This is a genomic window from Paraburkholderia nodosa DSM 21604 (genome assembly GCF_000519185.1).
In the GTDB taxonomy this organism is placed as follows: Bacteria; Pseudomonadota; Gammaproteobacteria; order Burkholderiales; family Burkholderiaceae; genus Paraburkholderia; species Paraburkholderia nodosa.
Genome location: NZ_JAFA01000025.1, coordinates 17,970 through 44,646, shown reverse-complemented (window position 1 = coordinate 44,646; position 26,677 = coordinate 17,970). Strand labels below are relative to the sequence as shown.

The following is a 26,677-nucleotide window of genomic DNA, read 5'->3' as shown; positions in this document are numbered from 1 at the left end:
AGCGCCGCATCCAACCAGGAGACGTGTCATGGGAGACGAGAATGGCCCGCATCACGGATACGACCGGCGCCGTTTTCTTGCCGGCGTAGCGTCGCTTGCCGGCAGTGTTGCGCTATCGGGCTGCGGTGGCGGCGGTGACGACCCGGGCGGCCAGAACGGCGACGCCCCCGCGCCCTCGATCGGCGACGTTCCCTCGCCGGACGGCGCCGACCGTTATAGCCTGGCGCGCCCGGCGTTGCCGAATCCGGCGAGTTCTGGCATCGATTTCATCGTGCTCGTCACGATGGAAAATCGTTCCTTCGACCACTTCCTCGGCTGGGTGCCGGGAGCCGAAGGCATGCCGGCGAACCGGCAGTTCCAGGACGCGTTCGGCGCGACGCAAACGCCGTTTTCGCTCGCGGCGAATTCCGCCTATGGCTACCAGGCGTGCGCGTACCAGGACCCCAATCACAGCTACGACGGCGCGCGTACGCAACTGGCTTCGGGCGCGATGAACGGCTTTCTCCTCACGCCGGGCACGAGCCTGCGCCAGGGCGACTTGCTGCCCATCGGCTATTACACGTCGGCCGATGTGCAGTTCTTCGACGCGGTGGCGAGCCGCTACACGATCGGCGACTTCTACTTCAGCGGCATCCTCACGAGCACGTTTCCCAACCGCCTTTACCTGCACAGCGGCGCAACGGATCGCCTCGACGACAGTATCGACAGTTCGTCGCTCCCAACGATCTGGGACAGGCTCAGCGCCGCGAATATCGGCTGCAACTACTACTACCACGACGTACCGTTCACGGCGCTTTACGGTACGCGTTATGTCGGCATTTCGCGTCCGTTTGCGGATTTCGTCGCGCATGCCGAGGCGGGCACGCTGCCGCCGTTCAGCATGGTCGATCCGGCCTTCGCGGGCGAGCCGCAAGGCACTTCCGCGGACGATCATCCGCACGCGGACATCCGCAACGGCGAGGCGTTTCTCGGCCAGGTGTACGAGGCGCTGCGCACGAGCCCGACCTGGAACCGCACGCTGATGATCGTCGTGTACGACGAATGGGGCGGCTTTCTCGAGCACGTAGTGCCGCCCACGAGGCCGATCAGCAAGAACGAGCTTGCGCTCGGCAACGACGGCAAGCTGGGTTTTCGCGTACCGCTCGCGCTGCTGGGGCCGCGCGTTCGCGCGGGCACGGTCACGCGCTACCCGTTCGACCCGAGTTCGATTCACGCGCTGCTGCAATGGCGCTTCGGCTTGCCGCCGCTCGGCGTGCGCAGCAGTGATTCGGCGACCTTCAATCTGGCCTATGCGCTCGATTTCACCGATGCGCCGCGCACCGACGCGCCGGCGTTCACGATTGCCCAGGGCACGTTCGGCGGGGAGTGCTCGGGGACGCCCGGGTCGTCGTCGAACCCGGTGTCGTCGATCGATCAGTCGCAGCTCGCGACCAACCCGAACGTGGACCGCTTCGCGGACCTGCGCGCGAAGGCGGCGTCGTTAGGATTCCAGACGGGAGGTTAGCGTCGCGGGGTGGGCCATCTGTGTCGGCGATCGCCGCGTCAGCGCACGGCGATCGATGCTGCGATCCGGTCGGCGAGTTCGCCGAGCACGCGACTGAGCGCAGCGGCTTGCGCCGCCGCGTCGTGACCCTCGACCGGCGCGCTCAGCGCCGCCTGCTGGGACAGCATGGTTCGTGCGGGCTGCCCAGCCAGCAGTGTCCACGCCACTTGCAGCGTGAGCGTTCCGCCCGCGCTCGCGTTGCAGTCGAGCACCGTGACGACGAGCGTGCGCGTGCCAGCGGGCGCGGGCGCGTCCGGAAAAACGAAGGCGCCGGGAGGTAGGCGCGACAGCAGGTCTTGCGCGAGCGTGCTGCGCATCATCTGCGCGAGCGGCGCGCCCCAGCGGTCGTTGTCGTCGACTGCGAGCCGGTTGGGCGCGACATGCGTCACCACTTCGGGCCGGTCGAGCACGGCGGGAATATGCACGGCGCTCAGTTGCACCGGCGCCATGGCGGCGGTGGAAAGCGGCGCTTGCGCGGGCGTCGCGTTGAGCGTGACGTAACGCGTGGGCGGGCTGTGGCCGCATCCGGCGATCCCGACGCCGATGCCCACGAGCACGATCGCGCGCAGCAGTCGCGCGATCGAAGCCACTGCGCATCCGGCGCGACTCGCATGGCGGCGCATCATTGGCTCTCCTCCTGTGCCTTGCCGTGCAGCAGCGCTTCGGGATGCCGGTCGAGATAGTCGGCGAGCGCGCGAACCGAGCGCGCGGTATCGGTCAGCTCGCGCAGCGCGGTGGGCAGGTCGTTCTGGCTCGAAGCGTCGGCGCCGAGCGTACGATTGGCCGCCGCGACCGTGCGATCGGCTTCGTTCGCCGTCTCGCGCAGCTGCGCGACGAGCGGGCCGATCTGGGGCGACACTTGCGCGAGCGTTTGATCGATTTGCGCAACCGAGCGGTCGATATGCATGAGGCTGTCGCGGATCTGCGGCGAGGAACTGATGGCGTTCACGTGCGCCACGATGCTGCGCACCTCGTCGCCCGTTTGCTTGATGGGCAGGTCGTCGATCTTCCTGATCACGTCGCTGGCGCGGGAGGTCATGGTGTCGAAATCGGCGGGGGCGACGCTCGGGATCACGGGGAGCCCGTTGTCGGCGGTGAGCGTCGCGCCCGCTGCGCCCGCAACGAAGTCGAGATTGACCTTGCGCGGCCCGACGAGCGGCGGGTCTTGCGAAAGGCGCGCGCGCAGACCGTCGGCGACGAGGTGATCGAGCATGCCGTTGACGAGCGGCCGCCAGTTGCCGTCCGCGGGCGGCGGCGCGCCGACGATGCCGAGCTCCGAGGGGTCCAGCGCGAGCTGAACGGGCGTGCTCAGCGCGCCCGTGTGCGCGTCGTAGCTCAGGCGCACGCTCGTGACGGTCCCTACGGGAAAGCCGCGCAGATCCACCTCCGCGCCGGTCTCCAGGTTGCCGACCGCGCCGTCGAAACGCACTGCATAGGTCACCATCGGGCCGTGCCCGGGCGCTAGCGGGGGCCGGCGATCGCTGCCGTCGAAGTGATCGGCATGCTTGCCGGGACCCGGTTCCATGACGATTTCGGGTCCCGCAAGCATGGCCTTCAGCGAGGCAGGGTCGCTCAAATCCACCTTCGCGCCGCGCAGGAAAAACCGCGTTCCCGTGCGCAAATACGGGTCTTCCGCTCGGTCGATCCGGAGCTTTGCTTCGACATGCTGACCATCTTGCGCGAGCGACACGTCCGAAACGGCGCCCACCTTCACGCCGCGCAGCGTGACGATCGTGTCGTCCGGCTTCATGCCGTAGGCATTGTCGAACGTCACGACAACGGTCTCGCCGTTATGGATGAGCGCGTGCACGCCGAGCCATCCCGTCGCGCCGATCGCGGCGATCGGCACAGCCCAGATCCAGCCGGGCCACGCGGTGCGCCGCACTTCGGCTTGCGTGCGGTGGCGATGCGGGCCGCTCATGGCTTTCTCCGCGTATGCACGTCCCACATCATGCGCGGGTCGAAGGTGCGCGAAGCCATCATCGTGAAGAAGACGACGAGCGCAAACGCCGTCGCGCCGATAGCGGGTCTCGCCACCGCCACGCCGTCGAAGTGGATCAGCGGCACGAAGGCCGCGATCGTGAAGACGTCGACGTTCGACCAGCGGCCCAGTTCGTCGATCCAGCGATAAAGATGGGCCTTGGCGCGCAAGTGCCGGCGCGAATGGCGCAACACCGAGCTGATGAACCACACCATGCCGCCGAGCTTCGCAAGGGGAATCACGATGCTCGTGAAGATGATCAGGATGCCGAATGGCCATAGGCCGACATGAAAGAGCTGATAAACGCCGTCGATGATGCGGTGCGAGTCGTAATGGCCGAGCTGCCGCGACATGGTCATCGGATAGAAGTTGGCGGGCACGGTCAGCACGAGCGCCGCGAGCGTGAGCGCGGCTGCGCGCACCACGGCGTCCGGCTTGCGCGCGCGCAGTTTCAGGCCGCAGCGCGGGCAAGGCCGCCCCTCATGCGAGGTAGGCACGACGAGGTCGCACACGGGGCAGGACAGCGCGCCATGCCCGTGCGGCGCTTGCTGGTCGGGGGCGATGGCGCGCCAGACGGTGCGGCGATCGAGCGAGGCGCGCGTGAGCATCGACATGAGCGCGGCGAGGATGAAACAGTAGCCGCCGGCCCCGATCGTTCCCGTGAGGTTCTGCGTGACGCGCGCATAGCCGACGAGGCAGCCCACGAGATACACGTCGGGCATGGCCCAGATGTCGAGCGCGATGGTCCAGCGAAAGAGCGTGCCGATATGCTTGAACCGCACGCCGAAGCGGACCAGTCCCAGGACGATCATGAGCACGCCGAAGCGCACGAAAGGCAGCACGATGCCGAACGCACCGAGCAATAGCGCGAGCGCGAGCCAGCCGTCGCGCCAGATCGACACGATGCCCGACGCGAGAACCGATGAGCGATCGGCGCCGAGCATGTGCACCGTCATGAGCGGCACGAGATTGGCGGGGAACAGCAGGACGAATGTCGTGGTGGCGCAGGCGAGCGAAGCGGTGATGCTGCGCCCGCTGCGCCGCTCCAGCGGGTAGTGGCAGATCCTGCAGCGCGCGAGCATGCGCGGGCCGAGCGGAGGGATGTCCTCGAGGGCGCCGCATTCGGGACAGCCAATCGTCATGGGCCGGGCTCCTGACTACGCCTCGCGATGACACACGATTCGCATCAGTGAGGCAGTTTCAGGACCACGCGCATAAAGCATTCCCGCGCCGTGGCTTATGCTCAGCCTTCGGATTTATTGCGGTTCAGGGCCCATGCCGCGCCGAGCGCGAAGCCGACGGCGGCGGCGAGCCCGAGCGCGGTCATGGGCTTGTCGGCGACGTTGTCGCGCGTGGCGTCGGCGGCATTGTTCAAGGCCTGTTGGGACTTGCCGTACAGCACCTTTGCCTTGCCGGCCAGGCCCATGGCGGGGTCGCCTAGCATGCGGCCGGCCAGGTGCTGCGCTTCTCCCGCGACCTCGCTTGCGACGGCGTGTGCGTGTCTCGTGTCCATGATCGTGCTCCTGTGTGCTCAGGGTGGGTCATTGAATATGCGCGCTCCACTTGCGCAATCATGGTGGAGCAACGCTAATGCCCGCAGCACGGCGATCGATGAAGCAACGGCGAATCAGCGCTCGCGTACGAGCGTCAGCGCGGCGGTGAGCTGATCGAGGCCGATAGGTTTGACGACATGCCGGTCGAAGCCGGCCTGCGCGCTGCGCAGCGCGTCGCCGGCTTGCGCCCAGCCGGTCAGCGCGACGAGGCGCAGATCGCGCCAGTCTGCCCGCGCGCGTACCCGCTGCGCGAACTGGCAACCGTCGATGCCCGGCATGTCGAGATCCACGAATGCGATCGCGGGCGTGGACCGCTCCAGCGCATCGAGAGCCGTTTCTCCATCGTAAAACACGACACACTCGCAACCGAGTACGCCAAGCAGTTCGCCGAGGCTGTCCGCGGCGTCGCGGTTATCGTCGACGATCAACACCCTGGTGCCGTCGAGGTGGGCGACGGCGGCGGTTCCCCCAGCGGGCGCGGCTGGCTCGAATGCCCGGTCGACGGGCAGCGAAACGACGAAGCGGCTTCCCAGGTTGCGGCCTTCGCTGGTCGCAGAGATCGTGCCGCCATGGAGTTCGACGAGCTTCTTCGACAACGCGAGCCCCACGCCGAGTCCGTCCGTGTGCCGCTCCGGCTGCAGGCGTCCGAACAGCGTGAAGAGCAGGGACGACTCCTCATGGGTGAAGCCCATGCCGTTGTCGGTGACCGTCACGACCACGCGGTTCAGGTCGCGTTCCACGGCAATGTCGATGCGGCCGCCCTCGGGCGTGTATTTCGCCGAATTGTTGAGCAGATTGGCGAACACCTGGGCGAGCCGCACGTCGTCGCCATGCAGATGCAGCGGTGCGGCCGCCTTGCTCAGCGCCAGCGTATGCCGCGCCTTCTCGATCGCCGGCCGGCTCAGGTCGAGCGCGGTTTCCAGCACGGTATGGATATCCACGCACCGGCGGCGCAGCGCAATCGCGCCGCTGTTGATGCGCGCCACTTCCATCAGGTCGTCGACGAGCCGCACGAGATGACCGAGCTGGCGATCGAGCATGTCGAGCACGTGTTTCCCGTCGGCCGGATCGGGGCTCGCGCGCAGGATCTGCAGGCCATTGCGGATTGGAGCGAGCGGATTGCGCAGCTCGTGCGCGAGCGTCGCGAGAAAGTGATCCTTCATGCGGTCGATGTGCGCGAGCTTCGCTTCGCGCTCGCGCAGCAGCCCCTCGGCCCTGGTGCGCTCGATGAGACTGGCCGCCTGGTTCGCAAGGATGTCGAAGAGCTGGAGCTGCGGCGCGGTTGGGCGGTACGGTGCGGCCCAGTGCGTGGAAAGCATGCCGATCAGCGTGCCGTCGCGGGCGCGCAGCGGCGTGGTCTGCATGCCCCGGATGCCGGTCTCGCGGAAGACGTCGAGGTCGACGGTGCCGGCGAACTCGGGCCAGGTTTCCGCGTCGGGGACGATCACGCGCTCGCCCCGCGCCCACGCGGCGCCGCAACTCGTGGTCGAGTCGATATGGACGATGCGCCAGTGTTCGGCCGCGGCCAGCGTGAAGCCGCAATGCGCGATGAGGTCCAGCCGCTGGTGGCCGTTCTCCTCGCCGGACAGCATTTGCAGGCTCGCGAAATCGGAGCCGAGGAGTTGCCGGGCCGCCTCGACGATACGGCTATACAGCGCCGCCGGCTGATGCTCCACCAGCAGGTGGAGCGAAAGTTCGTGCAACGATCGGCTCGCGGACAGATCCTCGTTGAGCAGGGCGATCAGCGTTGCGGGGTCGGTGCTGACCGCCGGGGCCGGGTTCATCAACGGATCTGCGTCTCGCGTCGTCATCGTGGTTCCGTACGGGGCGCCCAGTACCGGCAATCCGCATATTCTATGCGGCTTTGTCATGGCCGTGTATTGCCGGCCGGTAAATAGGGTTATATCCAGTTGCGCTTGCAACGAGCCCGCCCGGTGGTCACGGGCCGAGCAGGCCCTGCGTTGGCAGCGACAGTTTGCCGTGATCGGCGAAGCGCGTGCCGCCGCCGATGCCGCCTGCGAGGCGTCCGCGTATTTCGTAGGGAATGTCGCCGGCCTGTGCGCCGCCCGCAAAGGCGAAAGCCTGGCGCACGGCGGCGAATGCCGGCACGGTCAGCGGCACGACGATCACCGCTTCACCGAAGCGCGGCACGACGCCGCTTTGATCGCTCACGCCGCTGGCGAACGATTGTCCGTTCAGGTCCAGTTGCAGCGACACGCCGCTAAACTCGACCGGCGTGTCGTTGGGATTCTGGATGCGCAGCTTCACGTTGAAGCGCATCTCCATGCCTTCGCCCTGCAGCGGCTCGAGCCCCGCCACGTTGACCCGCAGCGGGTCTCCCATCAGCCCCGCGCAGCCGCCAAGCCAGAACAGCACGCAAAACAAGGCGCACACAAGTCGCATTGAGCGCCGGGCGTCAGGTGCTGGCATGGGAAGTACCTCGTTGGTCGAGTCCGCGGGTGCCGCTTAGTGTAGCGTCGATCGTTCGCGGGTTTCTGCCGTGCGCCGGGCGGTCGCCGGTCGCCGTGTTTCGATTCGCGTGCTCGAGCGGGCCAGGTCGACCAGATCGATCTGGATTGCATGGATTCAGGCCAAACCTGCGATACGATACGTCCCCGGCGCTTAAGCAAGATGCGCCGCACGCGGCCGAAAATCGTTTCAATTGGCTTTCATCGGTCGAATGCCGCCTCACGCGTCCTGACTCTCTCCTTTCGTTGCCCGGCCCGTTCTCATGCTCAGCGCCTTCGCTCTATTCGGGATCTTGATCGTATCTTGCCTGATGAGCGTCGCCATCCTGGGCTCGCTGATTCGAACCGCCTTGCCGGGCGTGGGCCGCTGGTGTCTGGGTTATGCGCTGGTGGCCGCGGTCTCCACCTGGATCGTGCTCGCCGGACCGCGTGCTGGCGCGATCACGATCGTCGCGACGTCGGTCGCGACCCTGGGCGCGGTCGTGCTGCTCGTGCAGGGCACGCGTCAGTTCTTCGGCATGCGCGCCGTATGCCGCACGGAATCCGCGGCGCTGGTCATGATGTGCGCTGCGCTGGTCTATTTCATGTGGGTGTCGCCCAGTAACGGCGCGCGAGGCGTGCTCGTTTCACTGGGTCTCATCTATGGGCGGCTCGCGATAGGTACGCTGGTGCTGCGGCACGCATCGCGCGAAGGTACGCGCTACGCATGCCGGCTGATCGCCGTGGCCGCCGGGCTCGGTGCGCTCGTTTACGTCGCGCGGATCGGCGCGATCGTCTCCGGGGTCGTGCCGTCGCTTACGTTCGTGCAGTCGTCGCCCTGGAACGTGGCGCTGCTCGGCCTTGCGATCGTCACGTTGCCCTGCATGTCGATCGGTATGGTCATGCTCGCTCACGACCGGATCCTTGGGCGGATGGAAAAGCTCGCGACGATCGACGAACTGACGGGCGCGCTCACGCGGCGGGCGTTCATTGCCAGGGCGCAGGTCCTGCTTGCGCAGGCGCGGGAGAAGGGCGATCCCCTGGCGATCGCGATTCTCGACATCGATAACTTCAAGGCCGTCAACGACGGCTTCGGCCATGCGGTCGGCGATCGCATCCTGGCGCACGTCGCCTCGGTCGTCACCGAGCAATTGAGGTCATGCGATCTGTTCGGACGGCTGGGCGGCGAGGAGTTCGCGATCCTCTTTGCATACGCGCAAAAGCACGACGCGGCGACGTTGACGAATACGCTGCGGCTTGCGGTCGAACGTTCGTCCGCCGAAGGCGTGCGCTGCACGCTCAGCGCGGGCGTCGGCAGGTTCGTGCCGGCCGATACGCTGGAGAGCGCGATGGTGCGCGCCGACGCGGCGCTCTATATGGCGAAGGCGGCGGGGCGCAATCGCGTCGTCATGACATCGGATGCCGAAGAAGGCGAAGCCCGCTACCTCGCCGAATCGCGCTAAAGAAATGCTTGCCCGGCAAATTTATTCCAGGGAAAATTCGCGCTGACGAAAACTGGCATCGATGCCGGCTTCGTGCGACCCGGCGCGTTGTACCGGGCAGGTCAATCATTTCCCGGGCAATGGCGTCCGCAACGGTGGTCATGCCGGATAACTGCCCATGTTCAAGCGCCTCTTTTCCGAACTCGCCCGCGTCTTCGTTCCGGCTGGGCGAAATCCCGACTTCTCCGCTCTGATCGACTTCCCGTGCTGCGCGTTGGACGCCGCCGCCATCGAGAAGGAAAACGGTCTGTCCCGATTGCGCGATAGTGCGGGCATGCGTGCGGCGCGCTCGCGCCGCCGCGTCTGGCGGCTTCGCGAAGTTCGCCGCGATCTCCGCCGCGAAATGCATCCGGCGCCGCGCCTTTAATGCGGCCATACGTCGGCGGCCTTCAACGGCCGCTTTCAACTGCCGCTCTCAACCGCTTTAGGGTCTTCCCTGCCATGAAGGCGGGCTGGCCCGGCGCGTCCCGAGTTTTCCCCCCCAGGGTTCTCCCAGGCCATAGGTGTTTCCGCCTGTTTTTGACGACTCGACGCGAGTATTCTGGACTGCTACCTTGCCGGGCGCAGGTGCATCCACAGCGTCGATCACGCTTGTGGCGTGCACCGCGGGGGAATGTCCGCGCCGCAACCATGCGGGCGGTGTCCGTGTCTTGACCACCCTGATATCCAGAACCGAGGGGATCCCATGAAAAAGTTGTTTGCAGCCGTCTCAATCGCCTTGATCGCCTCCACGGCCAGCGCCGGCGCCTTTGCGGCGGACACCATTCGCTTCGGTGTCGATGCAAGCTATCCGCCGTTTGAATCGAAAGCACCGGACGGCAAACTGGTCGGCTTCGACATCGATCTCGGCAACGAGATCTGCCACCGCCTGAATGCCAAATGCGTGTGGATCGAGAACGACTTCGACGGCATGATCCCGGCGCTGAAGGCGCGCAAGTTCGACGGCGTGCTCTCGTCGATGTCGATGACCCCGGCGCGCAGGGAGCAGATTGCGTTCTCGGACAAACTGTTCAATACGCCGACGCGCCTTGTCGTGAAGTCGGGTTCGGGCATCATGCCGACGGCGGAATCGCTCAAGGGCAAGCGCGTGGGCGTGGAGCAGGGCACGATTCAGGAGACCTACGCAAAGGCGCATTGGGCAACGGCCGGCGTAGAGGTCGTGCCTTACCAGAACCAGGACCAGGTCTATCAGGACCTGCTGGCCGGCCGCGTTGACGCGGCGCTGCAAGACGCCGTGCAGGCCGAAGTGGGCTTCCTGAAGACGCCGCGCGGCCAGGGCTACAGCTTCGCGGGCGGCGACCTCGACGACCCGGCCACGCTCGGCAACGGCGCCGGCATCGGCCTGCGCAAGGAAGACACGGCGCTCAAGACGAAGATCGACGGCGCGATCGCCGGCATCATCAAGGACGGCACGTACAAGAAGATCGAGAAGAAGTACTTCGACTTCGACGTGTACGGCAAGTGATGTGATGCGTCCAGCGTGACGTGTGCACGGCGCGAGAGCGGACGCACCGCTCTCGCGCCGCGTATCAGCGGAGCAGGCTACGCGGCCTCGCGCAGTGTCTTCGCTTGCGACGAGTCCTTTTTCGGCGGCGCGCCAAACATCCGCGTGTATTCGCGGCTGAACTGCGAGGCGCTCTCGTATCCCACTTCGAATGCGGCGGCCTGTACGCTCATCGACAGCGAGAGCAGCAGCCTGCGCGCTTCGAGAAGCCGCAACTGCTTCTGGTATTGAAGGGGCGGCAGCCCCGTCAGCGCCTTGAACTGCCGGTGGAACGCCGAGGCACTGAGCTGGGCGAGTGCCGCCAGGTCTTCCACGCGCACCGTTTCGGCAAACCGCGCCCGCAAATTTTCTACCGCGCGCAGCAGGCTGTGAGAAGGGCTTTCGGTCGACGCCAGCCTCGCGATTTCCGATCCATTCGGACCGCTTAGCAACCAGTAGCAGATCTCGCGCATGAGCATGGGGTACAGCATGCCGATGGCGTCGGGCGTGTCCAGCAGGCGCACGGCGCGCAGCGCGCAATCGGCGAGGGGGCCGTCGAAGTTCGCGACGAACACGCCGCGGCTTGCATCCGCCGCCGGCACGGGCGCAGGCGACATCTCCTTCGCCACGGCGCGCAACATGGCCAGGTCCAGCTCGAGAATCAGAACCAGGCAAGGTTTGTCCAGGCTCGCCTCGAACACGCGGCCCCGCGACGGCGTTTCCACGCCGACCACGAGCGCTTGACCGGCCCGGTACTCGAGTTGCGCCCCGCCAAAACTGGCCCATTTGGCGCCCTGAGCGACGATGCACAAAGCTGGCCGCGCCGAGCGAAACGTAGGCGGCGCGGGGTGGTCGGAGCGCAGGATGAGCAGTCCGTCGACAGCGGTGCTGTATGGGCTCGTGCCTGGCTGCGTTTGCGTGTAGCGCAGGAGGGCGGCGGCGAGTTCGTTCGTCATGAGGGCTCGACAAGAAACGCGCGATGGAAGGTGCGCGCCGACCCATCTTAGTCAGCGAAGCAGGATTAGGCAAGAATCGGGCAGGTTCGGGTATTCACTCGCCGGTGGCGTCGGGCGCAGAATCGGCGCTATCCAACACAGCGAGAGGTGCCAAATGGCAACGAACAACGGCAGTCAGTCGGGCCCGAAAATCGCGGTCGTCACCGGAGGCAGCCGCGGGATCGGCCGCGACACGGTGCTGCGGCTGGCGAGTCGCGGCGTCCACTCGGTTTTCACTTACCACACCCATCGCGCCGAGGCAGAGAAGGTCTGTGCCGAGGTCGCGCAAGCGGGCAGCCGGGCGATCGCACTGCAATTGAACATCGCGAATTCAGGCACGTTCGACGACTTCGTCGCGCGCCTGCAAGAAGCGCTTGGGACGCTGAATGCAAAGGGCTTCGATTATCTGGTGAACAACGCCGGTATTTCCTCGACGGCCACGCTCGCAGCCGGCACCGAAGCGGAACTCGACGCGCAGTTCGCGGTGCATTTCAAGGGGCCGTTTCTGCTGACGCAAAAGCTGCTGCCGCTCATTCATGACGGCGGCCGGATCGTGAACCTCTCCTCGGGCCTTGCGCGCTTCGCGTTTCCGGGCCGCGCGATTTATGGCCCGATGAAGGCGGCCGTCGAAGCGCTCACGCGCTATATGGCGCTCGAACTCGCGCCGCGCCGGATCGCGGTCAACGTCGTGGCGCCGGGCGCCATTGCGACCGACTTCAGCGGCGGCATCGTGCGGGACAATCCGGAGGTCAACAAGGCGGTGGCGGAACATACCGCGCTGGGCCGCGCGGGATTGCCGACTGACGTGGGGCCCGTGATCGCGGGTCTACTGTCGGATGACTTTGGCTGGGTGAACGCGCAGCGCATCGAGGTGGCCGGCGGCATTCATATCTGATTCTGCGGGTTAAGGCGTGACGCTTTTGCCGGAGGCGTCGACTTCGATACCCCAGTCGCCCTGTTCGAGCCAGTCGTCGCCGAGCAGTTCGGCCGGATGCTGCGTGCGGCTCTGGCCGTTGCCGCATCGCATGTCGTTGGCCGGGCAGTAGTGGTCGCAGCCCCAGCACAGGCGCTCGGGGTGCAGCGGGTGAATCGGAAACTTCTTTGCCATGTCGTCGCCCCTGTGCGATCTCGGACAGAACGTAATATTGAGATTGTCTTCCTTCCGCGGCACGGTGGCAGATGGCAGAGTGTCGCGCCCGGGAAGCTCGGTGACGACGGGAAAAGGTCGTGTCGCTCTCCCTGCGTGTTGTTGCTACAGGGTCATGCTATGGTCGTACGGCGTCCGGCCGATCCGGTCGCCGCGCCTGGAAGCGCTGAACACAACGACCCGCGTGCTTCTCCATGACCCGTTCGAGTCTTCTCCCGCCAAAGCGGCGCCGTGCGTGGCCGCTGATGCTGTTGTGCGCCGTCGTCATCGTCCTGGCTGCCATGGTGCTGGCGGGCTGGCTGACGTTGCGCGGCAGCTTGCCGCAGCTGGACGGCACGCGTGCCGCGCCGCTCTCCGCACCGGTGACGATCGGGCGCGACGCACTTGGCGTGCCGACGGTGCAGGGCGGCACGCGTGGCGACGTTGCGTATGCGAGCGGCTTCCTTCACGCGCAGGACCGCTTCTTCCAGATGGACTTGCTGCGCCGGGTCGCGGCCGGCGAAATGGCGGCGCTCATCGGCCCGGCGGCGCTGCCGCTGGACCGCCGCGACCGGCCCTTGCGCTTTCGCGAACACGCGCAGGCGGCGCTCGCCGCGCTCTCCGCCGACCAGCGGGAACTGATCGAGCGCTATACGGCGGGCGTCAACGACGGCCTGCGCTCGCTTCGCGCGCGACCGTTCGAATACTGGCTGTTGCGCGCGCAACCGGCGCCGTGGCGCCCCGAAGACACGGTGCTCGCCGTCTACGCGATGTACTTCGATCTTCAGTATGACCAGGTGAGGCGCGTGCTCTCGCGCGCGGCGCTGCGCGAGCGCGTGCCGGCCGATCTGCTTGCGTTCCTGCTGCCTGAGACGAGCCGTTGGGACGCCCCGCTCGACGGGCAGCGCGCGTTGGCGCAGCCGCCAGCGGCGTTGCCCGCTGCGCCGCCATCATGGCTGCCGTCAACGCAGTCCGCTGCCGATGCCGAACCGCATACCACCGCGCTGCTCGCCGGCGGGCCTGGTTTCGTGAACGCCTTCGCGGGCGCCGGGAGCGCGGTCGATTCGATGGTCGGCAGCAACGGTTTCGCGGTCGACGGCGCGCACAGCGCACACGGCGGCGCGCTGCTCGCGAGCGACATGCACCTCGGCCTGTCGCTGCCGAACATCTGGTACCGGATCTCGCTCGTCTATCCCGCGCCCAACGGCGGCGAGCGGCGTGTCACGGGCGTCAGTTTGCCGGGTACGCCGTTCGTCGTGGCCGGCAGCAACGGCCATATCGCGTGGGGCTTCACGAACAGCTACGGGCGATTCGTCGATCTGGTCGAACTTCAACGCGATCCGGCCGATCCACTGCGCTACCGCGTCCCGAACGGCGGATGGGAGCGTGCGCAGGTGATTCACGAGCGGCTCGACGTGAACGGCGGCGCGGACGTCGATCTGCCGATCGTGCAAACGCGCTGGGGGCCGCAGCTCGTGGTCGGCGAGCGCGCATATGCATTGCATTGGGTCGCGCAAGATCCGCAGGCGACCAACATGAACTTCATGCGGCTCGAAGGCATCACGAACGTCGCCGACGCGTTGCGCGCCGCGCAGACCTTCGGCATGCCGACGCAGAACTTCATGGTGGCCGACGCGCAAGGCCATATCGGCTGGACGCTTGCCGGACCGCTGCCGCGTTTCGCGGATGCCGATGCGGACGCTGAGGCAGACGGTCAGGCGGCCGCGCTCGCGAGCTTGCCGTACCGCTCCGGGACGTACGCCGGCTGGCAAGGGTATCGGACGCCCGATGCGTATCCCGTGCGCGTCGATCCGCCGGCCGGCCGCATCTGGACCGCGAACAACCGCACCCTGCCGATGGAGAACGTGGCGCAGATCGGCGACGCCGGCACGGATCTCGGCGCGCGCGCCACGCAGATTCGCAACGACCTGCTCGCGCTGCCGCACGCGAGCGAGCGCGACATGCTCGCGGTGCAGACCGACGACCGCGCGTTCTGGATCGAGCACTGGCGCCGCGTGGCGCTCGACGCGCTCGATGCGCGCGCGCTCGACGGTCATCCCCAACGCGCCGAATTCCAGCGCCTCGTTCAGGCGTGGGATGGCCGCGCCGATGTGAATGCAGTCGGCTACCGGCTGGTGCGTGCGTTCTACGACTCGCTCTACGAAGCATGGTTCGGTGTACTGGACAAGCAGATGGCCGCGATTGCGCCGGACCTCAGCTATCGCGCGGCGAACTCGCGTTACGAAGCGACGATGGAGACGCTGGCCGATCACCGCGCGTGGATACCGGGCGGCTTTGCGGACTGGCGTGCGTTCATGCTGGACCGCATCGATCACGCGATCGCCCGGTTGCCCAAGGGCACCAGGCTCGAAGAGGCGCGCTGGGGCGAGCGCAACCGCTCGGTCATTGCGCATCCGTTCGCGCGCATGGTGCCGGCGTGGCTGCCGTGGGTTCGCGGCTGGCTCAGCGCGCCGCATGACCCGCTGCCCGGCGACATCAACATGCCGCGCGTGCAGACGCCGGCGTTCGGCGCGTCCGAGCGCTTCGCGGTGTCGCCGGGGCGCGAGCAGGACGGCATCTTCGAGATGCCGGGCGGCCAGTCGGGCAATCCCATGTCGCCGTATTTCCTCGCGGGGCATGAAACGTGGGTGCATGGCGCCGCGGCGCCGTTCCTGCCGGGTACGGCGGTGCACACGCTGAAGCTCGTACCGGCCGGCGCACAGCCGGCCGGAAACTGAGGGTGCTCAGGCTGACGGGCGGCCTGGCAGCGCTCGCGCCCCGGCAACGCGTCATGGATGCCACGTTCCCCTCGAAACGCAGCGCGCGTGGCCGGTTAGCAGAACTCCGCTGACACCGCTAGAAGCGCAGGCTGATTCTCCCTATATCGGTTCTCCTCCTACCCTTGGCGGGGGTGATTGAGTCAAGCTTGGCGCGCTCGCTTCGAGGCCTTCTCTCGCCGTGAGCCACATAAAACGGAATCGAATAAGGGGACAGCCATGAAGTGGCTCGATCGCATGACGGTGTTCAAAAAGCTGCTGACAGCATTCGCCGTTGTGATCGTATTTGCGGTGGCCGTCGGTGTGGCTGGCGTTTCGTCGCTGGCGTCGATGCATGACATCGCCGATGAAATCTGCAACCGCCACATGAGTGGCCAGTTCTGGCTGGAGGAAGCGGCCCGCAGCAAGCTGAGCACCGACCTCGACGCCGCCAATCTGGGCTACGCCGACGAAGCGGGTCGCCAGCGTCTGAAGGAAGACATCGTCGCGCAACTCAAACGCATGCATGAATCGCTGGATCGCTATGCCGGTGCCGGCATCTCGGCCGGCGACCGCGCGCTTTACGACGACGTGCTCAGCAAGACTTCGGCATGGGAGGCGATCGTGCATCAGCAGATCGGTTCCGAGCCCGTGCCCGCAGGCGTGGACAACGCCGAACTCGTACGCCGCGCGATTGCGGCGAGCGTCGAGTTGGGCGACAGCGTCGCCGCGCTGATCGATTCGCTGCAACGCGAGGCGAACAGCGCGCAGACCGAAGCCACGGCGCAATTCCAGCACATGCGCACCCTCATCATGGCGATCCTGCTTGGGGCGGTCGCGACCGGCGCGTTGCTGGCCTGGTTGATTTCGCAGCGGCTTTCGCGCCAGCTGGGCTGCGAGCCGGCTCAAGCCATGGAAATCGCGGGCCGTATCGCGGCAGGCGATCTTTCGGTATCCATAGCAACGCGTCGCGGCGATTCCGGCAGCCTGCTGCACGCGTTGGGCGAGATGCGTACGCAGCTCACCGGCATCGTCGCGAACATTCATGACTCGAGCGGTTCCATTCTTCTCGCCGCACGCGAAATCTCGCAAGGCAACACGGACCTCTCGCAACGCACCGAAGAGCAGGCGGCGTCGCTCGGCGAGACCGCGACGAGCATGGAGCAACTGACCTCGACCGTGCGGCAGAACGCCGAGAACGCGAGCCAAGTGGGCGGGCTCGCCCGCGGCGCTTCCGAAGTCGCGGCGCGCGGCAGCGAGCTGGTGAGCGAAGTGGCGAGGACGATGGGCGAGGTGGCGCAGGACGCGAAACGCATGACCGACATCATCGCGACCATCGAGAAGATCGCCTTCCAGACCAATATTCTGGCGCTCAACGCCGCCGTCGAGTCGGCGCGCGCCGGCGAGCATGGGCGTGGCTTCGCGGTCGTGGCGGGCGAAGTGCGCGCGCTTGCGCAGCGCAGCGCGGCTTCGGCGCGGGAGATCAAGGAGCTGATCGAAGCCTCGACGGCGGGCGTCGCCAACGGCGCCACGCTAGCGCAGCGCGCGGGCTCGACGATGGTCGAGGTGACGGCGGCCGTGCAGCGCGTCACGGACATCATGGGCGAGATGGTCGCCGCCTCGGGCGAGCAAAGCACGGGCATCGAGCAGGTCAATCGCGCGGTCGCGCAAATGGACCAGGTCACGCAGCAAAACGCGGCCCTCGTTGAGCAGGCGGCCGCCGCGGCAAGCTCGATGGCCGATCAGGCGGCGCAGTTGCAGCAGGCGGTGTCGATTTTCAGGTTCGCGGGCGCTTGACGTGAGCGCCGGTGCCGTCGCGATGGCGGCGACATCGGGTTGACTTGTCAACTAAAACTCGCCGGCATGCTGTTCGGCTCGCGCGGCGCGCGATGCTTGCCCAGCCATTTCGCGAGATCGGCCGCGGACATCGCCTTCGAGTAGTACCAGCCCTGGCCATACTGCACGCCCTTGCTACGCAGCCACGTCACCTGTGCGCCCGACTCCACACCCTCGGCGACGATTTCCAGCCCCAGCTCGTGGGCCATTGAAATGATGTGCGGCGCGACCACGCTCGAGGCGGTATCCTGGACGATCGTATCGACGAACGACTTGTCGATCTTCAGCACATCGATTTCGAAGGTCTGCAGATACGACAGGCTCGAGTAGCCGGTTCCAAAGTCGTCGATATAGATGGGGTGGCCCGCGGCCCGGAAGGCCGCAATGACACCCCGCGTGGCCTCTGCGTTCATGAAGCTGCGCTCCGTCGCCTCGATGCGGATTTGAGCGGGCGCGATGCCGGTTCCTTCGAGCGACGCGCCAAGCAGGTTCAGAAAGCGCAAGCTCTGCAGATCCTCGCCGCTCACGTTGATCGAGACATAAAACGCTGGGTTCGCCGCGAGCAGTTTTCCTAGCTGCGCGATGGTCTTTTCGAGCACGAGATCGGTCAGCGGCTGAATGAGGTGATTGTCTTCGGCCACGCGCACGAAGACCTCGGGCGAGATGGCGCGCCCATTCAGTGTCCAGCGCACCAGCGCTTCGGCGCCTGCACACTGGTTGTCCTCGAGCCGCACGATGGGCTGGAAAACCACGTCGATCTTGCGCCGGGCAATGGCCCAGTGCAGCGTTGCTGGGAACGAGAGCTGCCGCGAAACGCGCTTGTAGGCGAGCCAGCCGAGCGCGGCGCCCGCGAACACGCCGATGGTCAGCCACGCGGCGAGCAGCTTGGGCCAGTCGCCCGCCACGCTGCTGCGCGGCGACTTCACCACGACGCCAAGCGGACGTGTCGACGATCGGGCGACAGCGTAATTCCAGTCATTGCTGCTGACGTTGCCGCTGCGCTTCCACGCATCGAGCATGTCGTCCGGATCCGCGCCGGCCGATACCGCGACGAGCCTTCCCGTCGTAATCTGGATCACGGCGATAGGGCGCCTCGCCGGATCAATGAGATCGACATAGGAGCCCGGGTCGATGGAAACGTAGTGGCCATTGCGGCCAAACTGAATGTCCTTGCGGACGTCGCTTAGCGGACTCTTCTGCTGGAACCACACCAGGTAGCCGTCGTCGCTGCGATAGTCGGGCGGCGGGAGCGTGAGGTCCTTGTTGCGCACATCGCCAAGCAGCGGAGAGCAGAGATAGTGCCCGTCGGCGTATGCGCCGGCATCCTGAACATAGCGGTAGTTGTAGATGACACGCGAGGCCTGTTCGAGGCTGGACGTCGAGCACGGCGTGCCCGGCTCGCGGTCCAGGTCGGAAAGGGCGGCAAAGGCCTGGTATGTGACGAGGTCCGTGCGCATCACCGCCTTGTCGGCGAACTCCCTGAGTTCGGCGCGATCACGCCGCTGGACGTCCTTGTCCGCGACGTAAAGACTCGTGAAAACGGGGACGAGGGTGGCGAGGCACCCGAGTGCGACCGAAGCGGAAATCAGCGTGATGCGCTTGATCATTTCGCACCCCGGGGGATGGAACGTTAGGGAACGAACCACAGGCTGGACGCACACGTGGGCGGCGGCCCCACCGATGCTCGGGAGCCCGAACATCAGGCCCAAGCATACTCTTCGGCGTTCCGTTTTCAACGGGCAAACACGTTGGCGGCGTTTGCGCAGGCGCCACGGTTGTCCTGGCGGTAGGACCATGGTCCGATTGTGCGCATGCGCCACGGCCGGCATGATCTGCCTGTGTTGCTCGCCAGGTTCGCTGCTCAGGGGAGCGTGAATGGGGACTCTGTCCAACTTCGTGAAGCACGCGTGGCTTGCCGCCGTGGTGGCGCTCGTAGCCGGTTGCGCCCAGCCGTGGCAAAGCGTCGAGCCCGGCGCCGACCAGTCCGCGTTGATCGCGCGCCTCGGGCCGCCACGCGAAACCTATAACTTGCCGGACGGCGGCAAACGGCTCATGTGGCCGACCCAGCCGATGGGGTCGACGAACACCGTTGCCGATATCGACGCGAGCGGCAAGGTCGTGAGCTTGCGTCAGGTCTTGCAGGAGAGCGAGTTCTATCGCGCGAAAGTCAACGAATGGACACGTAACGATGTCCTGATCAATTTCGGCCGGCCCGCGGAGACAGCCTACTTTTCGCGCATGCAGCGGGAAGTCTGGTCCTACCGCTACATCGAGAACAACATCGACTACATGATGTTTCACTTCTACTTCGACGATCAGGGCATCTTGCGGCTCACGCAGAAGACGACTGATCCATTACGCGACCGGAACCTGAGGCGCGGGTTCTAAACCAGGTTCCGTTCAGAGGCGTGCGCCGCACGGAGGCGCGTATGCGTAACGCCCGGCATTCGACGACCCTGCGCCGTTTCAAGCGTGCGTGGCTATTGGCTGCGCTGCTCGTGCTGCCCGGCGTCTTGCGGGCAATGGAGTTCAAGATCTACTACCAGCCCGATCTAAAACTGAAGATGGTGATCGGGAAGGGAAAGATTCAGAGCGGCGATGCCGAAAAGTTTCTGGCAGCTGCCATACTCGCCGACCGTGATCGCGAAGGACTCGTGCCCCTGGTCCTGGATAGCCCCGGCGGAAACGTCGAAGCGGCTTTTCGCGTGGTGGATGCAATGGATCAGGTCAGGGTCTATACGATCGTTGCGGACAATGCGCGGTGCGCGTCCGCATGCGCCTCGATTCTGTTCGCCTCAGGGGGGCGTAGAAGTGTCATGGGCACGGGGCAGCTTGGCTTTCACAGTTGCTATCGGCGCGCCGGGAGCACCTACGCCGAGGACTCGCTCTGCAACGAAATCATCGCGGCGAACGCCATGCAACGGGGCGTGAGCCACGCCGGCATCAACCGCTTCGTCGAGCAATATGGCGCGGCAGACATGGCGTGGGTCGGGCGCAATATCGCGTGCACCTTGCTTCACGGGCTTTGCAGGCCAGGGCTGCTGGAAGCGCAACCCGCAACGAAAGCGGCGCTGGCGCAAAGCTTCAATTGCAGCGAACTCATCTCCGCTCAGGCACAACTGGTTTGCGGAGATTCGGAGCTTGCCAGCATCGACAAGACCATGGCCGGGCTCTTTAACCAGAAGCTGAAGGTATCGACCAACAAAGACCGGCTAAGGGCCGAGCAACGGGCATGGCTTCGAAACTCGCGCAATGCATGCGGTGACAAGGCGTGCCTGTTGAAAAGCTATCGGCTCCGCGTGGCAGAACTGAAGCGGCGCGATTAGTGGCAATACAGGTCGTTTTCCGCGTTGAACATGTCGAACGCGAGACTGATTGCCTGATCTTTGCGCACGGTCGCCAGCCAGCGGCTTCGTCGCCACGCCGTCACCGTGTCGCCGACGAAGACGGCGCTTGCTGCGTCGCCCGCGCGCGTCGCGATGAACGCGGCCTGCGCAGCGATCGTTCCGGGTAGCGGGCGATAGTAGGACCAGTCCGCCTGCTTGAGCAGCGCCTCGATCACGAACTCGTCGTCGACGAGGGCGGCGCAATCGCCCGCCTGGAACGCCAGCAGGGCATCGAGCGGCCGGTCGAAACCGTGCATGTTCGCGTGGTACTCGCGCGCTGCGCGCTGTGCATAAGGGTTGCCTTGCGATGCGCAAATCGCGCGGCCGCGCAGGTCGCGCCATGTCCGCACGGTGCCATGGCCCAGCACGAGCGCCATGCCACGGCCGCTCGAATACGAAGCCGGTGCGAACGCAACCCGCGCGCCGGGAGAGAAGCCCAGGCCGGCGATGGCGGCATCGGCTTTGCCCGACTGCAGGGCGGCGCGCGCGGCGGCCGGTTCGGCCAGCAGGAACTGCACGGGCAGCCCCGCGCGGCGAGCGAGATCCGAAGCGAGCGCCGCCGCGAACGGATCGGGCGCACGCGCCGTGCGGTCGACCTTGCCCACGTAAAGCGTGGGCGCGGGGCGCGGCGGCACCGCCACGATAAGCACGCCGCGGGCTGCCGCAGCGGCGAAAGGCCGGTCGATGTCGGGAAGGGTGCGTGGCAAGTCGCCGTTCAGCGCCCACGCGAGCAGCGCGAGTAATGCAAGCGATGCGAGCGTGGCCGTTAGCGTGGTGGCCGGCCAGCGCAAGCGCCGCGGAACTGCCGAGGCGTCGAGCGGAGCGTTCCTAGCCATTCTGCGCGAGCCCGACGCGCCAGCGCAGCAGTTGCCGTTCGAGGATCGACAGGCTCTGATTGATCAGCAGTCCAAAGATGGCGAGCAGAACGATGCCCGCGTACATGTCGGGAATCTGAAACGTCTCCTGCGAATTAAGCGTATAGAAGCCGAGCCCCGATCGCGCCCCGATCATTTCCGCCGCCACCAGCGCGGTAATGCTGTATGCGCCCGCCAGACGCACGCCCGTGAGGATCTGCGGCAGCGCCGCCGGCAGCACGACCCTCGTCGCGATAAAGCGCTGCGAGGCGCCCATCGAGCGCGCGCAGTCGATCAGCACGCGCTCGACCTGCTTGACCCCCGCAATGGTATTGAGCAGCACCGGCCAGAACGCAGCCCACACGACAATGGCGATCTTCGACGACTCGCCGATGCCGAGAAACAGCATGAAAACCGGAAAGAGCGCGAAGGCCGACACCTGGCGCAGCAGCTGAAAGACGGGATCGACGATGCGCTCGACGCGACGGAACCATCCCAGCAGGAAGCCGCATACGATGCCACCGGCCACGGCGAGCAGCAGGCCGCTCATGGAGCGCACGGCGCTCGCGCCGATATGCGTCCACGCGTCGCCGTTTTCGAAGAGCCGCGCGATCGCGAGGGCGACCTGTGAAGGCGGGCTCAGGTACGCCGCGTTGACCACACCAAGCCGGGGCAGCAACTCCCACAACAGCAGGAAGGCGATGAGCGCGATGGAGCGCTCCACGCCCACATAAAGGCGTGCGATAGATGAAGCTGCATGCACGCGCCGCACGCTGCGCGAGGATTCGCGGACCGCGCCCCGGTTGGACATCGAGTCAGACATCGAATCGGACATGATCGGCTCCCGTCAATGCATCGGTTTGCGGCTGTACGTCGAGCCGTGTGTCGAGTTCCGTGCTGAGGCTCGCCCACGCGCGCTGGCGCAGCGCGACGAACGCCGCCGAGTGACGCAGCGCGGCGTCGCGCGGGCGCGGCAGATCGACGTCGATGATCTCTTTCACGCGACCGGGGCCGCGCCCGAGAATGGCGATGCGATCGGAGAGAAAGATCGCCTCGTCGATGCTGTGCGTGACGAACACGACGGTCGTGGCGCTTTGCTCCCAGATCGCGAGCAATTCCTGCTGAAGCAATTCGCGCGTCTGCGCATCGAGCGCGCCGAACGGCTCGTCCATCAGCAAAATCTCGGGGCCATAAGCAAGCGCGCGAGCGATCGCGACGCGCTGGCGCATGCCGCCGGAAAGCTGATGCGGATAATGATCCGCGAACTCCAGCAGGCCCACGAGGCGCAAAAAGCGTTCGGCCTCGCTGCGCCGCGCCGCGCGCTTCATGCCGCGAATTTCGAGTCCCGCTTCCACGTTCTTGCGCACGGTGCGCCACGGAAAGAGCGCGTAGCCCTGAAACACGAAGCCGAGCTTTTGCCGCACGGCGCTCACGGGGTCGCCGTCCACGCGAATATCGCCCGAGGTTGGCGGCGTGAGGCCGGCGAGCACGTTGAGGAAGGTCGACTTGCCGCAGCCGCTCGGGCCCAAAAGCGCCATGAATTCGCCGTTGCGCACGGCGAGATCGAAGCGCTTGAGGACCGTATGATGCGTGTCCGTTTGCGCGTTGCTATAGGTGAGCGAGAGATCGCGCGCGACGATCTTCTCGCGTAGCGCAGTTGCCGTGCTCACGAGCGCGTTCCGTTCGGCAAGGTCGTCGCGCTGGCCTGGGCCTCGTGTTTCGCGAACGGATTGAAGTCGTTCGTGTAGACATCCTTGACGTTGACCTTGCCTTTCGGAATCTTGCCGGCCGCCTCGAGAATATCGATGTAGTACTGGATGGGCGGCTCCGTGACCACGAGATCCTTCACGTAGGCATAGCGCTCCACGAGCCGAACGTCGATGCCGAGCCGCTCGGCCGTCAGCTTGCGCGCTTCGTCGGGATGCGCATTGACCCAGTTGCCCGCCTTCGCGATGGCCGTGACGAAGTCGCGTACCGCCTGCGGGTGGGCGCGGGCGAACGCGCCGTTCACGCTATAGGGCGCCATGCCGCCAAGGCCGTGATCCTCGTCCCAGTCGCTCCACAGCTTGCGCAGTTGCGGATCGGCTTCGGCCGAGCCGGAAAACGGCGGATGAATGATCGCGACGTCCACGTTCTTCGTGACGAGCGCCTGCTCGGACTGATTGTCGGGGACGACGAGCCAGTTCACCTTCGAAACATTCACGCCGTGCTGCGCCAGATACTTCTTGGTAACGAACTCCGCGCACGCGCCGAAGCTGTTGAACGCGACCGTTTTACCCTCGAAGTCCTTCGGCCCGAGAATGCCCGAGTCCTTGCGCACGAAATACTTCATGTGCGGCGCGTCGGGAAGGGTTTCGCCACCTGCGGAAATGACCTTGATATCGGCGCCGCTGGCAATCGCGGAGATGACGAGCGGCACCATGCGCGTGCCGAAATCGATATCGCCAGTACCTACGAGCGGAATGATCTGCGGCGCGGAAATCTTGCCGACATATTTGGGCCGCGTGCTCGTGTGGTCGAAATAACCCAGCTTGTCGGCGAGATAGACAAGGTCGAACGCGGGATTGTCGGGGTACTTGAAGTAGGTGATTTCCTGCTGCGCCGACGCGTGCTGGGTCGCGGCAGACGCGTCTTGCGCCTGCTCCCCATGCGGTTTGCAACCGCTTTGGAGTATCAGGACCGCAGCAGCGCACGCGGCAAGCAGAACGGTTCCGGCGGAGCGCCGGCGGATTTTCGGGGAGAACGCCTTCATGAGCGGGAGACTCGGCAACGAGCAGGGTAGGTAAGTGAATTGACAATGCTCGATGATTGTCGATCTGCAACGATTTCAGGCAAACCAACGAATTATGATTTGCTTAGTTGTTCGTATCGACAAGGCGCCAATCCGGCTACTTCTGCTGGTGCTTCGAAATATCCGCTGCTGCGGTGGTCCTGCTTTTTGCGTTGATCGGGTGCGAAAGGGGCGGGCTGCGCGCCACACCGCTTTCACACGCTCAAGGCAGCGAGATCGTCAGATTCGCCGATTGCGGCCCGAGCTTGATGAGTTGCGTATATGGCGCGAGCGTGTGCACCGTGTTGTCGCGCAGCCAGGTGCTGAGTCCGAGCCACGCGAGCAGACCCACCAGCGCGAACACCGCGCCGATCGACCACAGCGGCACCTCGCGCTTGAGGCGGTGCGCGACCTGATCGGGCAGCGGCCAATGCGGCGCGAAGGGCGCGCGCTTGCCCTTGATATGCGCGATCTCGTCGCCCAGGCGCGCCGTGAGATAGGCGAGCTTTTCCGGTCCCTCGAGAATGTACTTGCCCTGGAACCCGAGCAGCAGACACATATGGAAGACTTCGAGCGACTGCAGTCGCGGCGCGCCCTGCGCGCGACATTCCTCGAGATACTGGAAGAACTTCTCGCCCGCAAGCTGCTCACCGAACAGCGCTAGCTGCAAAGGGCGGCGTTCCCACTCGGTGCGAATGCGGAACGAGGACGCCAGCACCGATTCGTCGAGTGCGGCGCAGAACGCGAACTTGGCCGCGTACACGTCTTCGGCCGTGACGTTCAGTTTCTTCGCGCCGCGCTCGAAATCGCCCAGAAACTGCTGCACGCGCGCGCCGAATTCGCTGGCGTCGCCAGGCTCGCGGCCGTTCTTCAACAGGAACAGCATGAAGAAGCCGTCGTAGAGCAGATCGAGCAGCGAGCGCACCTGGTAAGCGGGTTCTGTGACGGGCGCGGGGTGATTCACGGCCGGCGCCGCGTCGCCGAAAAGGGAGGGGGCGTTGCTCATGACGTCACCGCGATCAGTTCGAGTTTGAGATCGTTGATGCCCGAGGGCGCGTAGACCATGGCCGACTGCGCCTGCACCATGCGCTCATAAAGCGCGCTGCGCGCCTCGAACGCGAAGTAGCATGCGCCGGGCCGTACGGGAATGGCGGGCGGCACCTGGGGCGTGTAGACGAGCCGCACACCCGGCATGGCCGAGAGCACGAGCTTGTCGACGTCGTCGGGCGCGCCGACCTTGAAGCGCGCCGGCACGGCTTCGACGAGATCGACGGCCGGCATGTCCGCTGAAACGGCGAGGTAGAACGTGGTCTTGTCGTCGATCTTGCCCGAATCGAGCCGGCCGATATGGAACGACGGACGCACTTCTTCGAGCGCAATGGCGAAGTATTGCGTGGAGATCACCGTTTCGAGCAGGTCGCGCAGGATCGTATCGAGGCGCGCAAAGCCGGGGCCGGGATCGTCGTGGCGGTACGCGGGCAGGTCAGCCAGCGCGTAGCCCTTGGAGAACGTCATGAGCTGGCCCGCGAGGCGCAGCAGCTCGTGAAAAAGCCTCTCGGGGTGAAGCGCCGCATGCTGATAGAGATGCGCGAGCGTGGCGAACGCGCCGCTCGCCGTATGCAGCAGCCAGAACGAGGCGATGTCGCCCGAACGGAACTCGATGATGTTCTTGGTCGGCTCGCGATGAAAGCCATAGAGCGCATTGACCTTGGCCTGCAGCGCGTCGATGAGGCGGCGCAGCCGCTGGTGCAGGAGCGGCGATGCTTCGATGGCGAGACTCGGCGGCACGAAGCTTTCGTCGACCTCAAATCCCGAAGTCGCGGTGCGCCGCACGCGCGCGACGGGCACCGAGAGCAACTGGTCGCGCGGCTCGCTGTGCGCGATCAGCTTGACGTTCGTTTTCAGGAACGTCACGTCGGCCTGCGCCGCGTCCGTGTAGTGATCGGCAACGCTCGCCTGCTCGCTCACGTAGCGTGTGACGAAGCCCTCGTTGCGATCCGGCGCGTAGTTCGTGCCGGTTTCGCGCATCTGGTGCAGCGCCAGGTAGAACGTGAATTCGTTGATGCCCTCGGGCAGCGTGTCGAGCGCGACGGGCGGCGGCAGGTCGTCGGCCTGCGGCGCGCTGTAGAGCGTGCCGTCCGGGAACACGAGCGCGACCTCGCTCATGCGCAGCATGTTGCTGCCCAGTGCGTCGTGGTCGAGCCGCGCGGTGCGCACGCCCCAGTTGTACGGCGCAATGGCCTGGATCGATTCGAAGAGGCGCGCTTCGTGATAGGCGTCCTGCCGCTGGAAGTGCTGAGGCCTCAGGAACAGGCCCTCTCCCCAAAGCACTTTCGAGGAATAACTCATGTTAAATCGGCTTTATGCGTGATTCGGCCCGTGCCGCTCGCGCCGGCGATCGGCGGACTGAAATTGTTAAATATCCCGCGTGCTCGTTACTCTGCC

At 65.8% G+C, this 26,677-nt stretch carries 24 protein-coding genes; 8 read left to right on the top strand and 16 right to left on the bottom strand.

Translation table 11 applies throughout. The features are described from left to right. Positions 1–28: 28 nt before the first annotated feature. Positions 29–1,504, top strand: a complete 1,476-nt coding sequence (locus A3CW_RS0129580) for an alkaline phosphatase family protein (protein WP_028206786.1) — start codon at positions 29–31, stop codon at positions 1,502–1,504. A gap of 38 nt (positions 1,505–1,542) precedes the next feature. Here the strand turns inward: A3CW_RS0129580 and A3CW_RS0129575 are convergent, their stop codons facing one another. From A3CW_RS0129575 to A3CW_RS0129550, 6 genes are all read right to left on the bottom strand, one after another. Beyond that, positions 1,543–2,169: a PqiC family protein gene (locus A3CW_RS0129575; protein ID WP_028206785.1), complete on the bottom strand. Its 627-nt coding sequence runs from the start codon at positions 2,167–2,169 to the stop codon at positions 1,543–1,545. Next, the gene (locus tag A3CW_RS0129570) at positions 2,166–3,464 is read right to left on the bottom strand and encodes an MlaD family protein (protein ID WP_028206784.1); all 1,299 of its coding nucleotides are present in this window, start codon (positions 3,462–3,464) and stop codon (positions 2,166–2,168) included. The genes A3CW_RS0129575 and A3CW_RS0129570 overlap by 4 nt, the downstream gene beginning before the upstream one ends. Further along, entirely contained in the window at positions 3,461–4,666 is a 1,206-nt protein-coding gene (locus A3CW_RS0129565; protein WP_028206783.1) for a paraquat-inducible protein A, read from the bottom strand. Before A3CW_RS0129565 ends, A3CW_RS0129570 begins: the two co-directional genes overlap by 4 nt. A gap of 101 nt (positions 4,667–4,767) precedes the next feature. Continuing rightward, complete coding sequence (locus tag A3CW_RS0129560) at positions 4,768–5,037, bottom strand: CsbD family protein (protein WP_028206782.1); 270 nt, start codon at positions 5,035–5,037, stop codon at positions 4,768–4,770. A 114-nt stretch (positions 5,038–5,151) separates the two neighbouring features. Beyond that, complete coding sequence (locus tag A3CW_RS50370) at positions 5,152–6,888, bottom strand: hybrid sensor histidine kinase/response regulator (RefSeq protein ID WP_051481786.1); 1,737 nt, start codon at positions 6,886–6,888, stop codon at positions 5,152–5,154. A 127-nt stretch (positions 6,889–7,015) separates the two neighbouring features. Beyond that, positions 7,016–7,507 carry an LEA type 2 family protein gene (locus A3CW_RS0129550; protein ID WP_028206781.1) on the bottom strand — a complete coding sequence of 164 codons (492 nt, stop codon included), beginning with the start codon at positions 7,505–7,507 and terminating at the stop codon, positions 7,016–7,018. A gap of 349 nt (positions 7,508–7,856) precedes the next feature. Here A3CW_RS0129550 and A3CW_RS0129545 point away from each other — a divergent pair, with 349 nt between their 5' ends. Continuing rightward, positions 7,857–8,987 (top strand): GGDEF domain-containing protein, encoded by a 1,131-nt coding sequence (locus A3CW_RS0129545; protein WP_245623771.1) that lies wholly within the window; start codon positions 7,857–7,859, stop codon positions 8,985–8,987. On the opposite strand, the gene A3CW_RS52585 is transcribed toward A3CW_RS0129545, so the two are convergent. Further along, positions 8,932–9,432 carry a hypothetical protein gene (locus A3CW_RS52585; protein WP_154678067.1) on the bottom strand — a complete coding sequence of 167 codons (501 nt, stop codon included), beginning with the start codon at positions 9,430–9,432 and terminating at the stop codon, positions 8,932–8,934. The genes A3CW_RS0129545 and A3CW_RS52585 overlap by 56 nt on opposite strands. Before the next feature lie 279 nt (positions 9,433–9,711). Between A3CW_RS52585 and A3CW_RS0129535 the strand changes: the two genes are divergently transcribed. Further along, complete coding sequence (locus A3CW_RS0129535) at positions 9,712–10,491, top strand: ABC transporter substrate-binding protein (protein WP_028206778.1); 780 nt, start codon at positions 9,712–9,714, stop codon at positions 10,489–10,491. 77 nt (positions 10,492–10,568) lie between these two features. Here the strand turns inward: A3CW_RS0129535 and A3CW_RS0129530 are convergent, their stop codons facing one another. Further along, positions 10,569–11,465 (bottom strand): AraC family transcriptional regulator, encoded by an 897-nt coding sequence (locus tag A3CW_RS0129530; RefSeq protein ID WP_028206777.1) that lies wholly within the window; start codon positions 11,463–11,465, stop codon positions 10,569–10,571. Positions 11,466–11,619: 154 nt separating this feature from the next. Here A3CW_RS0129530 and A3CW_RS0129525 point away from each other — a divergent pair, with 154 nt between their 5' ends. After that, on the top strand, positions 11,620–12,399 hold the full coding sequence (locus A3CW_RS0129525) for an SDR family NAD(P)-dependent oxidoreductase (protein ID WP_028206776.1): 780 nt from the start codon (positions 11,620–11,622) through the stop codon (positions 12,397–12,399). Between the two features lie 9 nt (positions 12,400–12,408). Here A3CW_RS0129525 and A3CW_RS0129520 read toward each other — a convergent pair whose 3' ends face one another. Then, positions 12,409–12,612, bottom strand: a complete 204-nt coding sequence (locus A3CW_RS0129520; protein ID WP_028206775.1) for a DUF3079 domain-containing protein — start codon at positions 12,610–12,612, stop codon at positions 12,409–12,411. Positions 12,613–12,845: 233 nt separating this feature from the next. Between A3CW_RS0129520 and A3CW_RS0129515 the strand changes: the two genes are divergently transcribed. After that, positions 12,846–15,368 (top strand): penicillin acylase family protein, encoded by a 2,523-nt coding sequence (locus tag A3CW_RS0129515; RefSeq protein WP_028206774.1) that lies wholly within the window; start codon positions 12,846–12,848, stop codon positions 15,366–15,368. Between the two features lie 258 nt (positions 15,369–15,626). Continuing rightward, on the top strand, positions 15,627–17,183 hold the full coding sequence (locus A3CW_RS0129510) for a methyl-accepting chemotaxis protein (protein ID WP_028206773.1): 1,557 nt from the start codon (positions 15,627–15,629) through the stop codon (positions 17,181–17,183). Between the two features lie 47 nt (positions 17,184–17,230). On the opposite strand, the gene A3CW_RS0129505 is transcribed toward A3CW_RS0129510, so the two are convergent. Continuing rightward, positions 17,231–18,829 carry an EAL domain-containing protein gene (locus A3CW_RS0129505; protein ID WP_028206772.1) on the bottom strand — a complete coding sequence of 533 codons (1,599 nt, stop codon included), beginning with the start codon at positions 18,827–18,829 and terminating at the stop codon, positions 17,231–17,233. A 268-nt stretch (positions 18,830–19,097) separates the two neighbouring features. Here A3CW_RS0129505 and A3CW_RS0129500 point away from each other — a divergent pair, with 268 nt between their 5' ends. After that, a complete protein-coding gene (locus tag A3CW_RS0129500) occupies positions 19,098–19,610 on the top strand; it encodes a hypothetical protein (protein ID WP_028206771.1) in 513 nt (170 codons plus the stop codon). A gap of 41 nt (positions 19,611–19,651) precedes the next feature. Beyond that, entirely contained in the window at positions 19,652–20,548 is an 897-nt protein-coding gene (locus tag A3CW_RS0129495) for an ATP-dependent Clp protease proteolytic subunit (protein ID WP_035514345.1), read from the top strand. Here A3CW_RS0129495 and A3CW_RS0129490 read toward each other — a convergent pair. The 6 genes from A3CW_RS0129490 to tssK form a co-directional block, all read right to left on the bottom strand. After that, on the bottom strand, positions 20,545–21,444 hold the full coding sequence (locus A3CW_RS0129490) for a type 2 periplasmic-binding domain-containing protein (RefSeq protein WP_081771863.1): 900 nt from the start codon (positions 21,442–21,444) through the stop codon (positions 20,545–20,547). The two genes, A3CW_RS0129495 and A3CW_RS0129490, sit on opposite strands and share 4 nt — an antisense overlap. Beyond that, on the bottom strand, positions 21,437–22,297 hold the full coding sequence (locus A3CW_RS0129485; RefSeq protein ID WP_245623770.1) for an ABC transporter permease: 861 nt from the start codon (positions 22,295–22,297) through the stop codon (positions 21,437–21,439). Before A3CW_RS0129485 ends, A3CW_RS0129490 begins: the two co-directional genes overlap by 8 nt. Continuing rightward, a complete protein-coding gene (locus tag A3CW_RS0129480) occupies positions 22,278–23,132 on the bottom strand; it encodes an ABC transporter ATP-binding protein (RefSeq protein ID WP_028206767.1) in 855 nt (284 codons plus the stop codon). Before A3CW_RS0129480 ends, A3CW_RS0129485 begins: the two co-directional genes overlap by 20 nt. Next, positions 23,129–24,214 (bottom strand): ABC transporter substrate-binding protein, encoded by a 1,086-nt coding sequence (locus A3CW_RS47945; protein WP_051481785.1) that lies wholly within the window; start codon positions 24,212–24,214, stop codon positions 23,129–23,131. Before A3CW_RS47945 ends, A3CW_RS0129480 begins: the two co-directional genes overlap by 4 nt. A 241-nt stretch (positions 24,215–24,455) precedes the next feature. Then, the gene (gene icmH, locus A3CW_RS0129470; RefSeq protein WP_028206766.1) at positions 24,456–25,238 is read right to left on the bottom strand and encodes a type IVB secretion system protein IcmH/DotU; all 783 of its coding nucleotides are present in this window, start codon (positions 25,236–25,238) and stop codon (positions 24,456–24,458) included. Then, on the bottom strand, positions 25,235–26,581 hold the full coding sequence (tssK, locus tag A3CW_RS0129465; RefSeq protein ID WP_028206765.1) for a type VI secretion system baseplate subunit TssK: 1,347 nt from the start codon (positions 26,579–26,581) through the stop codon (positions 25,235–25,237). The genes icmH and tssK overlap by 4 nt, the downstream gene beginning before the upstream one ends. Between the last annotated feature and the right edge of the window lie 96 nt (positions 26,582–26,677).